General features: G+C 45.3%; 14 protein-coding genes. 7 read left to right on the top strand and 7 right to left on the bottom strand.

Translation table 11 applies throughout. The features are described from left to right. The coding region (locus C0J08_RS22695; RefSeq protein WP_212652676.1) for an integrase core domain-containing protein at positions 1-266 on the top strand (266 nt) is incomplete at its 5' end. 196 nt (positions 267-462) lie between these two features. Here the strand turns inward: C0J08_RS22695 and C0J08_RS22575 are convergent. The 3 genes from C0J08_RS22575 to C0J08_RS22565 form a co-directional block, all read right to left on the bottom strand. After that, on the bottom strand, positions 463-816 hold the full coding sequence (locus C0J08_RS22575; protein WP_212654098.1) for a hypothetical protein: 354 nt from the start codon (positions 814-816) through the stop codon (positions 463-465). A 36-nt stretch (positions 817-852) separates the two neighbouring features. Next, entirely contained in the window at positions 853-1,971 is a 1,119-nt protein-coding gene (aguA, locus tag C0J08_RS22570; RefSeq protein ID WP_212654097.1) for an agmatine deiminase, read from the bottom strand. A 214-nt stretch (positions 1,972-2,185) separates the two neighbouring features. Next, a complete protein-coding gene (locus C0J08_RS22565; RefSeq protein WP_212654096.1) occupies positions 2,186-2,356 on the bottom strand; it encodes a hypothetical protein in 171 nt (56 codons plus the stop codon). A 267-nt stretch (positions 2,357-2,623) separates the two neighbouring features. Between C0J08_RS22565 and C0J08_RS22560 the strand changes: the two genes are divergently transcribed. Continuing rightward, the gene (locus tag C0J08_RS22560) at positions 2,624-4,090 is read left to right on the top strand and encodes an NAD-dependent succinate-semialdehyde dehydrogenase (RefSeq protein ID WP_212654095.1); all 1,467 of its coding nucleotides are present in this window, start codon (positions 2,624-2,626) and stop codon (positions 4,088-4,090) included. Positions 4,091-4,184: 94 nt separating this feature from the next. Further along, positions 4,185-5,462, top strand: coding sequence for a 4-aminobutyrate--2-oxoglutarate transaminase (gabT, locus tag C0J08_RS22555; RefSeq protein WP_212654094.1), 1,278 nt, complete (start codon positions 4,185-4,187; stop codon positions 5,460-5,462). A 133-nt stretch (positions 5,463-5,595) separates the two neighbouring features. On the opposite strand, the gene C0J08_RS22550 is transcribed toward gabT, so the two are convergent. Further along, entirely contained in the window at positions 5,596-5,799 is a 204-nt protein-coding gene (locus tag C0J08_RS22550) for a hypothetical protein (RefSeq protein ID WP_212654093.1), read from the bottom strand. Between the two features lie 118 nt (positions 5,800-5,917). Here C0J08_RS22550 and C0J08_RS22545 point away from each other — a divergent pair, with 118 nt between their 5' ends. Then, on the top strand, positions 5,918-6,868 hold the full coding sequence (locus C0J08_RS22545) for a LysR substrate-binding domain-containing protein (RefSeq protein WP_212654092.1): 951 nt from the start codon (positions 5,918-5,920) through the stop codon (positions 6,866-6,868). Between the two features lie 25 nt (positions 6,869-6,893). Here C0J08_RS22545 and C0J08_RS22540 read toward each other — a convergent pair whose 3' ends face one another. Continuing rightward, positions 6,894-7,832, bottom strand: coding sequence for a LysR family transcriptional regulator (locus C0J08_RS22540; RefSeq protein WP_212654091.1), 939 nt, complete (start codon positions 7,830-7,832; stop codon positions 6,894-6,896). 352 nt (positions 7,833-8,184) lie between these two features. On the opposite strand from C0J08_RS22540, the gene C0J08_RS22535 reads away from it, so the two are divergent. Next, positions 8,185-10,071 carry a methyl-accepting chemotaxis protein gene (locus tag C0J08_RS22535; protein WP_212654090.1) on the top strand — a complete coding sequence of 629 codons (1,887 nt, stop codon included), beginning with the start codon at positions 8,185-8,187 and terminating at the stop codon, positions 10,069-10,071. Between the two features lie 101 nt (positions 10,072-10,172). Here C0J08_RS22535 and fabF read toward each other — a convergent pair whose 3' ends face one another. Continuing rightward, a complete protein-coding gene (fabF, locus tag C0J08_RS22530) occupies positions 10,173-11,453 on the bottom strand; it encodes a beta-ketoacyl-ACP synthase II (protein ID WP_212654089.1) in 1,281 nt (426 codons plus the stop codon). A gap of 126 nt (positions 11,454-11,579) precedes the next feature. On the opposite strand from fabF, the gene C0J08_RS22525 reads away from it, so the two are divergent. Beyond that, a complete protein-coding gene (locus tag C0J08_RS22525; protein WP_212654088.1) occupies positions 11,580-12,182 on the top strand; it encodes a TetR/AcrR family transcriptional regulator in 603 nt (200 codons plus the stop codon). Between the two features lie 95 nt (positions 12,183-12,277). On the opposite strand, the gene cysQ is transcribed toward C0J08_RS22525, so the two are convergent. Next, complete coding sequence (gene cysQ / locus C0J08_RS22520) at positions 12,278-13,126, bottom strand: 3'(2'),5'-bisphosphate nucleotidase CysQ (protein WP_212654087.1); 849 nt, start codon at positions 13,124-13,126, stop codon at positions 12,278-12,280. A gap of 44 nt (positions 13,127-13,170) precedes the next feature. Between cysQ and C0J08_RS22515 the strand changes: the two genes are divergently transcribed. After that, positions 13,171-13,587, top strand: a complete 417-nt coding sequence (locus C0J08_RS22515; RefSeq protein WP_212654086.1) for an RNA-binding S4 domain-containing protein — start codon at positions 13,171-13,173, stop codon at positions 13,585-13,587. Positions 13,588-13,595 lie beyond the last annotated feature (8 nt).

Raw genomic sequence — 13,595 nt, 5'->3', positions numbered from 1 at the left:
TTTATCAAAAAGAATTACAACGCAATAAAATAAAGCCGTCGATGACAGATGGCTATGACTGCTACCAAAATGCGTTAGCAGAAAGGGTGAATGGCATATTGAAGCAAGAATTTTTGATTGGAAGATGCAGAACTTTTAAAGAATTAGAAAGGCATATTAGTGAGTCTATTGATATCTATAATAGGTATCGACCTCACTTAAGTCTTAATATGAAAACACCAGAAGAAGTGCATGAAAAAGCCAGTATGGAATCCATACTGGCTTAACAAAAAATCGTCAACTTATTTTAGGACGACACACAGCTCTCAATTGAAGCGATTAGAACACTAGATTAGCCGTCACATTGTAGGAGCGACCTAAAGCCGGATAGCGTCCAACAGGACTCGTATCAACGCCATAAAAAAACGCAGATCAGTGGACGCTTTCTGCGTTTTTTTAGGATGCAATCTCTTAGACAGAAAACTAATGCTCTGTGGTCGCCATCAAGGTGCCTAAGCCAATAACCACAGCCAGTAAGGCAATGTACTGCACCGAACTCCACTTTAGCCATTCGCCACTAATAATCGCGACCCCAGCGATGGTGGCAGCAAACCAAATTAGCGTTTGCACAATGGAAGAGGATACCCCAGCAAGTACTAAAAAACGTACGGAATAGATATAAACCGACACCCCAAGCATAAAAAACAGCAACGATAAAGCACCTTGTTTCCATGCCATACTTCCCTCTAATCCCCACGTCTTGCTGGCATATTGAAAGCCCTTAGCATCAAACCAAGCGGAAAACATCAACAACACAAACGAGATAGCTAGATTCAAAATAACGCTCCTGTTACGCTTTTTATGTTCCGTACGTTAACGAGCACGTTTCGGAATTTGCTGAGTAATACAATGGATATTGCCGCCACCTAATAGCACTTCCCGCGTTGCCACACCTGTAAGGCGATGCTCTGGAAAACATTGCGCCAAGATATGCTGTGCCTCATCGTCCGTTGGCGCATTAAACTTGGGATAAATAAGCTGCCCATTGGTAATCAAAAAGTTGGTGTAAGACGCAGCCAAACGCGTATTTTCCTCTCTATCCATATGAGACGTACTGGAATCGGCGGCGAGGTCGATGCCGCTGGCTTCTTCTTTGGTGATATACAAAGGCCCCGGCATGGGCATTTTAATCACTTCGATAGTGCGACCTTTAGCATCGGTTGTTTTTTCTAATACGCTAAGCGCCTCTCTGGAGATCTCATATTGTGGATCTTCTGGATCATCACACCAAGTAAGCAAGACTTTACCAGGGCTCACTACATGCATGAGCTCATCTATATGCCCATTGGTTTCATCATTATAAAGCCCTCTAGGAAGCCAAATTACTTTTTCTATACCAAGATACTGGCGGAAAATAGCCTCGGCTTCGGACTTACTCATAGTCGAATTGCGGCCCAGATTAAAAACACATTCTTCAGTGGTATAAAGGGTGCCATCGCCATCCACATGAATCGCACCACCTTCTAAAATCATCGGCACACGATAACGCTCTTCACCGTAAATTTCAGCGATTTTAGCCGCCACTTGGTCGTCCTTATCCCAAGGGAAATACAGACCACATTCTAAACCGCCCCAAGCATTAAAAATCCAATCTAAATGGCGGCGCTCGCTGGCATCTTTATTTAACAGGCAACTAGGACCTGTATCCCGCAGCCAAGCGTCGTTGGTGCTCATTTCAATTACCGTTGCAGCATCGCCCAATTGCGCCTTCGCATTTTGGTATTGGCTCGCACTGCAAATCATATACACAGGTGTTGTCGCTGAAATGGCTTTGGCAAGCTCAACAAACACTGCCTGTGCAGGTTTCGCCCCTAAACGCCAGTTATCGCAACGCTCTGGCCATGCCATCCAAATTGCCTCATGGGGATGGTTTTCACTTGGCATATAAAAACCATCGTCAAATGGGAGAGATTCAAGTTTTTCAGATGACATAATTATTTATTCTCCACTTGTTTTCGCGTCATGACTTTGCACAGCATTTTTTATGTAGTCATGGTAATCATGAAAGTGGACGATGGCATGTTCCTTGAACACACTATCCATCTAAGACTCTCAAACACAAGAGACTAATCTACCGATCAGAGAGTAAATGCTTCAATACCTCCTATAGAGTAGTGGATAGGATTAGCAGGCTAAAAACTTAAATTCAGACTGAATTGTCTGAGTGGTACGCGTCATAACCAAACGTATTCACCGTTTGTAGCACTTCATCTGTATTTGAAACAGGAGCCGTTGATTGGCGTGTACCTCGTTGTTCTAACGTTACGCGGTTATATACCAAGCGGTTATTCCAGGTTAGATCAGGGGTTAGTTGCAATTCGTCATCCAAAGCAATGTGCGTACTATCAGACTAAATGCGGGAAAGCCCTAACTCCCTAAGCTTGAACGCATGCTTTCTCTTACCTTAATGAGAACGGCAATAAGCACTACATTTAAATACTCTGTAGGAGTGTGAATGTTTGAAAAGCATCAAACATTGCATTGATAGCTTCTCATTTTTCCTTTGCACTGGTTCTCCTACTATCCAGTGATCACGGATGGAAGTATCCGTACACAAACCTCTCATGATGAGTCTGGAGTGATTATGCAAGTAACATTAGCTCAACCCAATCTACTGAAAAGCCAATCTTACGTAAATGGCGAGTGGATTGCGGCTGATTCTGGAAAAACATTCGCTATTATCAACCCAGCGAATGGCGATCACATTATCGATGTTGCGGATTTAGGCGCAGAAGAAACAACGCTTGCCGTTGAAGCTGCAGAGAAAGCCCAGAAAGAATGGCAAGCCCGTACAGCGAAAGAACGTGCAACACTATTACGCCGTTGGAACCAACTGATTCTGGATAACCAAGACGACCTAGCCAAGCTGATGACCCTTGAGCAAGGTAAACCTCTTGCTGAAGCAAAAGGGGAAGTCGCCTATGGCGCTTCTTTCATTGACTGGTTTGCCGATGAAGCTCGCCGTTTGAATGGTGATGTGATTCCTACTTATGCCAAAGACAAGCGCGTATTAACCATTAAGCAGCCTATTGGCGTCGTTGCCGCGATCACACCATGGAATTTCCCCATTGCGATGATCACTCGTAAAGCCGGTCCAGCGCTGGCAGCAGGTTGTGCGATTGTAATTAAGCCTTCTGACGAAACCCCTTTGTGTGCATTGGCCTTGGCTGAATTAGCCCATCAAGCAGGCATTCCAGCGGGCGTTTTGAACGTGGTTGTGGGTAAAGATGCGAAAGCCATTGGTGGCGTATTAACGGGTCACCCAATCGTGCGTAAATTGTCTTTCACAGGTTCTACACCAGTGGGCAAATTGCTGCTTTCTCAGTGCGCTCAAACCGTAAAACGCACGTCAATGGAATTGGGTGGCAACGCGCCTTTCATTGTATTTGATGATGCCGATCTAGACGCTGCGGTAGAAGGCGCTATCGCCTCCAAATACCGTAATGCCGGTCAAACTTGTGTTTGTGCAAACCGAATTTTAGTGCAAGAAGGCATATACGATGCCTTCGCAGAAAAATTGGCTAAACGTGTCGCTAGCTTGAAAACAGGTGATGGCTTTGCTGAAGGCGTAAATATTGGTCCTCTGATTAATCCGGCTGCCATCAGCAAAGTGGAACAGCTGGTTGGCGACGCGATCGAGAAAGGAGCAAAGGCTCTCATTGGCGGTTCAACAGCCGCGACGGCAGGTGCACAGTTCTTTGAACCAACAATTTTGACAGGCGTGACAGAAGACATGGAGATTTTCTCTAACGAGATCTTTGGTCCGGTTGCGCCCTTGTTCAAATTTAAAACCGAAGAAGAAGCCGTTACCATGGCAAACAATACCCCATTTGGTTTGGCATCTTATTTCTATTCCCAAAATATTGCGCGTATCTGGCGTGTTTCTGAGGCTTTAGAATACGGCATGGTGGGCATCAACGAAGGTATTATTTCCAGTGAAGTGGCGCCATTCGGCGGTGTAAAAGAGTCCGGCAGTGGTCGCGAAGGCTCTCAGTACGGCATCGATGAATACGTTGAAATTAAATACTTGTGCATGGGCGGCTTGGCGTAAGGCGTAGCCTTACTCAACCTCTCTTATCGTTAACTTTTAGGCGGTGCTAAGCCGCTTCATGTACATAGAGCTTGCTCTAAAGGTGAAAGACAAAATGAAAAATACAGATTTGCAAAGACGTAAAGAAAGCGCCATGGCTCGTGGTCAAGGCAACATGGCTCCCGTTTACGTGGACCGCGCTGTCAATGCTGAAATTTGGGACGTGGAAGGCAACCGCCACATCGATTTTGGGGCCGGTATTGCGGTAGTCAACACAGGCCATAACCATCCAAAGGTAAAAGCGGCAGTACAAGCACAGCTTGAACGCTTTTCTCACACCTGTGTCATGGTGACGCCTTATGAATCTGCCGTCGAACTAGCAGAGAAGCTAAACGCCGCAGCACCAGGGGATACGCCGAAAAAATCTATCTTCGTCACTACAGGTGCTGAAGCGGTGGAAAACTGTGTGAAGATTGCTCGTGCTCATACAGGTCGTCCTGGCATTATCGCCTTCAATGGTGGTTTCCACGGACGTACCAACATGACCATGGGTCTAACAGGTAAAGTAAACCCTTACAAAATCGGTTTTGGTCCTTTCCCAAGCGATATATTCCATGTGCCATACCCAAATGAATACCTAGGTATCACCGAAGAGCAAGCTTTAGCAGATCTACAAATGCGCTTTACTTGTGACATCGAGCCTTCTCGCGTTGCGGCAATTATCATCGAGCCAGTACAAGGTGAGGGTGGTTTCTATATCGCGTCGGCTAGCTTCCTACAGAAGCTACGTAAGCTATGTGATGATCACGGCATTCTGTTGATTCTGGATGAAATCCAAGCGGGCTTCGCTCGTACTGGTACTCTGTTCTGCCACGAGCAAGCTGGCATTGAAGCGGATCTTATGACGGCTGCTAAAGGCATCGCGGGTGGTTTCCCAATCGCTGCGGTTGTGGGTAAAGCAGACATTATGGATGCGCCAATTCCTGGTGGCTTAGGTGGTACATATGGCGGTTCTCCAATTGGCTGTGCGGCGGGTCTTGCGGTATTTGATGTTATCGAAGAAGAGAAGCTGTGCGACCGCGCAGTAGAAGTAGGTGCTCACTTCGTTAAGCACTTAGAAGAAATCCAAAAGGAATACCCAAGCGTTATTGGTGATATTCGTAATGCCGGCGCAATGATCGCAATAGAATTTGTACACGATGGCGATGTAAACAAGCCTTACCCAGAGCTAGCGAAACAACTTTCTGCCAAAGCCGCTGAAAATGGTTTGGTACTCTTGTCTTGCGGTATCCGCGGTAACGTTATTCGTTTCTTACCCGCTTTGACGATCGAGATGGACATCATCGATGAAGGTATGGAAATCTTTAAACGCTGCTTTAAAGAACTTGTCTAAACTTTGTATTAGAGCCGTTATTTTTTAGTAATAAGCCTCCTCTTGCAAGACGGTTTCTTGCCCCCAGCCACTGTGGTAACACAGTGGTTTTTTTATATAAATTTTCCTGCAGTCCATTAGATAATCTAAAAACTCATGGTAAATCTTTAGGTTGTGTATTCTTATTTTCAGTATAAGGAGGGAGCCCCATGTCACGACGTAAATAAGCAGGTAAATGACGAGCGAGCATCATCTGTTTTTTCATCATACGCTTAGCTTTCTGCACCTTATATGTGCTTTTTAGCCATTCATAGCCTGCCACTATTTTCTGATTCAACCACAGCAATAACGTCCACATAATCATACCTCCTGTTGATAAGGACTTTATTGTCTCGTCAAAAAGAGGTAAAAACGAACACTATATTCTTACAAGTAACGTTAGAAAATCTTATAGATATCGTTTTAGGTAATACCTTATGAGTAATCGTGTGACACATCTAAAAGCCGCTCACTATTTTTCAGTAGCGAGTCAAACTTTGAGCTATACCAAGGCAGCAAAGCAACTGCATGTATCCCAAGCAGCCGTTAGTCAGCAGATTCGCCTATTGGAAGAGTATTTGGGAGTGCCGCTGTTTTATCGTTCAGGACGAGATATGCGACTCACCAGTCAAGGCGTAGAGCTTGCAGAACATCTTACTCAAGCCTTTGATTTTATAAGTAAAGGACTGGACAGCGTTAAACTTGAACCCGTTGAGGGAACCTTGCTTGTTTCTGGATTACAAAGCTTCGTTTCTCTATGGCTAATGCCGAGGTTATGGCGCTTCTCAGATCTTCAAAAAGACATCACAGTAAAGCTATTCTCAGCCGATGAACGAATAGACATACATGCTGGCAAGATAGATGTAGGTATTGATGATAATCAGCATTTGACAATCAATAACCAAAACACAACGAAACGAACACTCATCTCGTCAGACATCATCCCTGTATGCTCTCCCTCTCTCGCTGAAAGAATCGGACTATTTCAACCCACTGATTTATTAAAGTGCTGGATGATTCAAGTGGACGATTCTTCTTATCAATGGCAAGCCTGGTTTGAGGAGCAGTCGATTTGTCCTATCCGAAACAAAAGCATTCTGTGGGCAGAAGTGAGCTCTTGGTACATGGGAATCAGCGCGGTAAAAGCTGGCCATGGTGTTTTTTTATGCCCGAAGTTCATGGTCCAAAAAGAGCTTGATGAAGGCACACTGGTTCAGGCCTATCCAAAAGCCCTAAATGAAAAAATTGAGTTTTATGCTTACTATGCAAAAAATTCACCAAGAAGAGCCCGTATTGAAGCCTTTGTGGATTGGTTAAAAGAAGAAAGCAAAGGGCTGAATGATAACAGCCTTAAAACAGACTCTCATCAGCCATTACCTTGGCCATAGTTAGATACACTTTTTAAAACAGCATTTAATAAGGTGCAGAAATGAGCTCTTCAACTGTTTGATGCAGCATTTTTAAAAACAGGTCACGAGGTTTATTAGGCTGAGTTGTTTTCTTGCATATGACGGCAACACCTAACGTATAAGAGCGCTTCTCTGGTGCAACCGCGACGATTTTACCGGCTTCGACATAAGATGCCGCGAAGTTTTCTGGTAAAAAGCCGATGTAACAACCAGACAATATCAAGGCTAAACGACTGTCATAAAAATACGAAATCGCTGTCAGATTCATCTGTGAGATTTGCTCACTAACGGCTTCGTGTGGTTTCAGTCCTGCATGTGTGGCAGGAAATTTCTCCACTTTTTCATCTTGCTCTTTCACAGACATTGACGCCAATGGATGATTCTTTTCGCAATATAAGTAGCAATGATCGCTGTATAGATGCACGTAACTTAGCCCGTCCAATTTACGATGATAAGGAATAAAACCAATATCCGCCTCATCATTCAAAATCATCCTTTCAATATTGGACATTGAAGACACATTAGTGGTGATCGATACTTCTGGCGCTTCCGTAGAAAAACGCTGAATCATCTCCGGGAAATGGCTTCGAGGGTCAAGGCTCACTTTGTCAGAAAGGGCAAGGCGAAGCTTTCCCGTTAAACTCGCATTCAGGTTATTTACCGTGGTTCGAAAGGCATCAAGAGAATCGAGCAAGTTTTCCGTCATTTGATAAATAATCTGGCCTTCTTCAGTCAAAGAAAAGCCACCTCGTCCCCGTTTACACAACACTAAATTCAAACGAGACTCTAGATTAGAAATATGTAAACTAATCGTTGATCGACCAATATTAAGAGAGGTTTCTGCCGCTGAAAAACCACCACAATCGACTACGGTTTTAAACACTTTAAGCTGCTTGATTTCGTAGTCACCTACTTGACCAAGCGAATAGTTTTTCATACTCATGACACCCTCTTCAACACAATCTGTAATTCCAATGATACCTAAGTCACCTCATCGCTAACGGCTTCTATTATGTCATTTTGCCTATCCACTAAGTTTGGTCAACGCCTAACTTTAGGTTTAGAGGTTTACATTTCAATCGTCCATTGGCTTCTCTATTGTTAATTGATTGACGTTGATAAATGTGATCATCCTTTTTTATCTTCTTCAATGTAGTTAAAAAAGACTCTTCCACGCTTCTTAATGGGAAGTCTACGTACTTCTTATTTGATAGCCCGAGCTCCGCACGGGCTTTTTTTTAATATGCTGACAAAACCTGTCTTAGTTTAACACTTGCCCAAACGTAGGAGTTATTGTGTCTATCTCACTTTCTTTGCGTCAAAAATTAATTGCTGTCTTAATCTTGGTCTGTGTTGGCTTTGCGGGGTTTGGCTTCTACGCCATCATGAATTTCCAACAAATGCAAAACGCATCACTCAAAGCTAATCGTATTGCAGACAGTTACGCCAATCTAAGCAATTTAGAAGTAACGCTCCTAAAGTTTGAGCGCCAGGCCGCCAATCCAACGCCAACTAATATGGACAGGCTGTATCAAGAACTGGGGCCGTTGTCTCAGCAAAACCTAGTGCGAGATGCGCTTGAAAACCCATATTTGGACAGCCAAGCCAAACAAGACATGCAAACATTAGCCAAAAGCCTGCCCAACTACCTGACCAGCCTGAAACAGTTCCTCGACATCAAGCAATCGCTCGGTGCAGACAATCAAAGTGGTGCGTTATTCGCTCTTAATGAACAAGCAAATGATGCACAGCAACAGCTATCCATACTGGCACAGTTCGCATCGACATTTAAAGATGTGCGAGCCAAGGAAAAAGATTTTCTCGCTGCCCCATCTCAAGCCAATCTAGATGTTTGGAATAGCTTCATCGATCGACTTGTAAAACAAATCAACGATATCGGTTTTGGAGAGGATTTTAATCCTGCCATTGAGTCTTATCGCGCAGTCGTAAATCAAGTTTCCAGCTTATCCCTATCGCTACAACAAATATCTCAGCACTTGGAATCCGCTCGCGAGCAAAACTCCGTTACCATGAGACAAGTGACCGAATACCTGAAAAGTCCATTACTAGAGACGGCACAACTGCAAGTCCATGAAACCGCCATCGAAGCACGCCGTAACCTTATTATCGGCGGTGTGGCACTGACGCTCTTAATTGGCGCGATCATCTCGATGCTGATTTACACGCTGAGCCAAAAAATTCAAACCATTTTGAAACGCTTGCAAAAAGTCGCGAGTGGTAAACTGACACACCATTCAGACCGTAACCTAAACCATAAAGACGAACTGGATCAAATTCTACTGACCTCTAATACGATGACCACTAACCTGAGTCAGCTTGTAACACAATTACGTGATAGTAATCAGGTGTTGGTCGAGACGGCAGATCACCTGAGTGACGATGCGTTTACCATTGTATCAAGCAGCGAGCAGATTCGAGATCGAAGTAACACACTGGCGACGGCCACCGAAGAAATTTCTCACACCTCCGCCGACGTCAGCAATATGACACAACAGGTCAATGACGCAGCCAACAACGCACACCAATCCGCTCAGTCAGGGGCTCAAGTCATTGGTAATGCGATTGACGCCATTCAAGCGGTCGCGTCTTCTATTGAGCAAACCCACATCAGCGTCTCTCAGCTTGGTGAGCGCTCCAAAGAAATAGACTCCGTCATCGATCTAATTGTCGGCGTTGCGGAACAAACCAATCTACTGGCGCTGAATGCTGCGATCGAAGCAGCCCGAGCAGGGGAGGCGGGCCGAGGGTTTGCTGTAGTCGCAGATGAAGTCAGAACCCTAGCAGAGCAGACAGTCAAAGCCACCAGCAGTATCACCAGTAAAATCGAAGGCATACAGCAGGAGACACAGAACGTCATCTCGGCCATGGCAACCAGCTTAGAACAAGTCGCAACAGGGAAAGAGAAAGGCGAGGCTGCCGTCAGCACTATTAAAGAAGTGGAAGCCTTAACGTTGAATGCAGCGGAGCAAACCCAATCTATCTCGGCGTCAATACAGGAAGTCGTTCTAACAACCCAAGCAATGGCCAAAGATATGGACGACATCGCCAAGAGCATCGAACATAACTACCATGCGACACAAAATATCAAAGCATCAGGGCAAGATATCCATGGTCATGCATCACGCTTAACTCAACAAATTGCGCAATTCGAAATTAAGTAGGTGATTTTATCCGATTGGATCTATCCAGCATTGATAATATGAATCTTCAATGCGCATAACAAAGGCTGCTGTGGCAGCCTTTGGTTTTATGCAAAAGTGGTTTATTCCTTGGCCGTAAAACGTTTCAGTATCAGCGCCGCATTCACTCCGCCAAAACCAAAGCCATTACACAACACGTAATCAACCTTTTTTTCACGTGAAACCAATGGGATAAGATCCAAATCGGCCATTTCGTCTTCTGGGTTCTCAAGGTTAAGAGTGGGCGGTAGAACACCTGTGATAAGTGCTTGCGCACTGAAAATGGTTTCGACGCCACCAGCCGCGCCGAGCAAATGCCCCGTGGCAGATTTAGTCGAAGAAATCGCCACCTCCGTTACTTTCTCGCCAAACACGCGACGCAAGGCGTTTATCTCGCCTCGATCCCCCACCGGAGTGGAGGTCGCATGAGCATTCACGTAGCCAATTTGCTCAGCTGAAATACCAGCCATGGTTAATGCCGTTTGCATGGCTCGCGCGGCACCTTCGCCATTTTCTGGCCCAGACGTCAGGTGATACGCATCGCCACTGGTACCATAACCTACGACCTCAACTAATGGAGTCGCGCCTCGTGCTAAAGCATGCTCCAGCGTCTCTAGCACTACTAAGCCTGCACCTTCGCCCATTACAAAACCGTCACGACCTTTATCGAAAGGACGCGAGGCTTTTTCTGGATCATCATTGCGGGTAGAAAGCGCCTTAAGTGCGCCAAACCCAGCTAGCGACAAAGGATCAATGCAAGCTTCCGTTCCGCCAGCCAGAGCCACTTTCGCTTCACCCGTACGCAATAGACGCATTGCATCACCAATCGCTTGTACGCCCGCCGCACAAGCGGTCACTGGTGTTCCTATCGGTCCTTTGAATCCGTGTTTGATAGACACGTTACCTGCTGCAAGGTTGGCAAGAAAAGCCGGAACCGTGAAAGGGGAAAGACGTCGTGCACCTTGTTCCACTAAGGTTGTGTGCGCTTGAGTGATCGTCGGCAAACCACCAATGCCAGTGGCAATGATAGTGGCGGTGGCTTCTTGATCGTCGACAGAAGTAGGGTGCCAATCCGCTTGAGTTAAAGCTTCTTCCGCCGCTGCCAGAGCGAATAATGTGAACAGATCGACACGCTTACGATCTTTAGGTGACAGATACTCGGATTCATTCAAGCCGTTTGTTTGTTCTGTGTGACTCGGTACTTGACCAGCAATTAGAGTATTTAGACCGTCAGATAAAGTCGTGGGTAATAAGCGAACTCCAGATTCTCCACGAACCAGTCGGTCCCAAACCGATGTCACCCCTAAGCCAAGTGGTGACACCAAGCCCATACCTGTAATAACAATACGTTCTTTACGCGACATGAGATAACCCTCTTAAGTTTCAGCAGAAAGAAAGTTCTCATGCTAGAGTGAGTCTATATATGATCAAGATAATATTTAAAAAGCGTTTTACAATGTCACTCTAGAGTTTCATTTTGGAGGTTAATTATGTCTTATACCCCAAGACACAAAGAACAAACCAGACAACGAATATTACAAGCCGCCGCGAAACTGTTTTGTTCAAACGGCTTTGATCGCGTCACACTGACCCAAATCATGCAAAAGGCCAACATGACACACGGCGCCTTTTATGCGCATTTTTCCGGTAAGAGCAGCCTGTATGAAGCAGCTATGCAGTTCGCCACATCCAATGGTTTTTGGGCGCGACATGATAAGCAAACCGAAAACAATGAAACCCACCTGAAAGCGTTAGTGACTCGATATTTAAGTTGGAGCCGTAACGACACAGAGCATCCATCACCACTGGAGTTTTTGGTTACCGATGCCGCGCACAAAGAAGAGAAAGTTCGCCAAGCCTATCAAGCCTGTTTTGATAGCCTAGTTGAACGCCTCGCTGGGATTCTGAAAAAGCGTGGTAGCCAAGAAGCGGAAGCACTGGCAGAAGAGACTGTTGTTTCATTAGTGGGCACCGTCGCCATTGCACGATCTTTTGACAAACCGCAGCAAAGTGATTTTTTAAAACGTGCTCAAGAACGCATTGTAGATAGGCTGAATAGCGGATTAAAGAATGGCGAACCAGTGGAAGGCTGAAGCTCGCACTCAGTTTTTTCACGTGAAACAATAAGATAAGAAATATTAAGTAATAGAAAAGAAGAGTAAGAAGTTAAAGAAAAGAAGAGTAGGGCTTACTCTTCTCCCTCGTTTTCTAGGTACCAGTTCATTACATATGGAGCGAGCTCAGCCCCGGACACAAAGAAGTGACCGTTGAGTAGGGTTTCTCTTTGGTTGTAACGAAATGGTTTGCCATCCGGTGTGACGAGCATGCCACCAGCGGCTTCGATGATGGCTTGCTGAGCGGCGGTATCCCATTCGCTTGTTGGGCCTCGACGCAGATGCAAATCCGCAATCCCTTCCGCAATTCGACAACCTTTTATTGAGCTGCCTTTTGGTAGCTCTCTAACTTGCTCATAGGTTTCTTTCAATTTGTTTTTTAATGACGCAGGAAGAGCAGGGCCGTGACTACGACTTGTCATGGCAATAATAGGCTCTCTTGGTTCACGTACATTGATGCTTTCGTATTCATCACCCTGCCATTTGAACGCGCCTACAGGTAAATTTTTCCATGACTGAGTCACGCCAAAATAGCCTTCGGTTGTCGTCGGCAAATACACCACACCAAGAATCGGTGCGCCGTTTTCAACCAAGGCGATATTAATACTGAATTCGCCATTACGCTTAATAAACTCTTTCGTGCCATCCAGCGGATCAACGATCCACAACATGGGCCACTTAGAACGCTCTCCAAACGCCACCACGCCTTCTTCGGATAAGATAGGAATATCGGGTGTAAGTGCTTGCAAACCTGCTAGAATCACTTTGTGTGCAGCAAGGTCGGCCGCCGTCACTGGGCTGTCGTCCATCTTTTGCTCGATGCCCAAATCGGCACGTTGATAAATATCCATGATCACATCGGCAGCATCGTGTATTATTTTTTGAAGAGCTTGGAAAATTGGGTGATTACTAACGTCCTGCATAACAGCCTCAAATATGACAACAGAATAGGGTCAACGCATTCTTTATGAGTAAACCAGAAAAGCAGTCGGCACCACAAGCCGTTCGTTTAGATAAGTGGCTTTGGGCCGCACGTTTTTTTAAAACTCGCTCACTTTGTAAAGACGCCATTGATGGTGGCAAGGTGACGTATAACGGCAGTAAGGGTAAAGCCAGTCGAAATGTGGAAATTGGCGCCTTAATTGGTATCCGCCTTGGCTGGGATGAAAAGATTGTTGAAATTAAAGCCATAAGCGGACAACGCCGTGGTGCGCCAGAAGCACAGCTTCTTTATGAAGAGACACCCGAGTCCATTGCGAAACGAGAAAGACGCGCGCTAGAAAACAAATCTTATGGTGGCCGTATTATGTCCGACCACAAACCGAACAAAAAAGAGCGCCGTGATATTAAACAACTGAAGAAAGATATTTTTAGCGACAACTAACAAGTTCA

Source organism: Marinomonas sp. CT5 (assembly GCF_018336975.1).
Classification (GTDB): Bacteria; Pseudomonadota; Gammaproteobacteria; order Pseudomonadales; family Marinomonadaceae; genus Marinomonas.
This window is presented reverse-complemented; position numbering and strand designations above follow the sequence as displayed.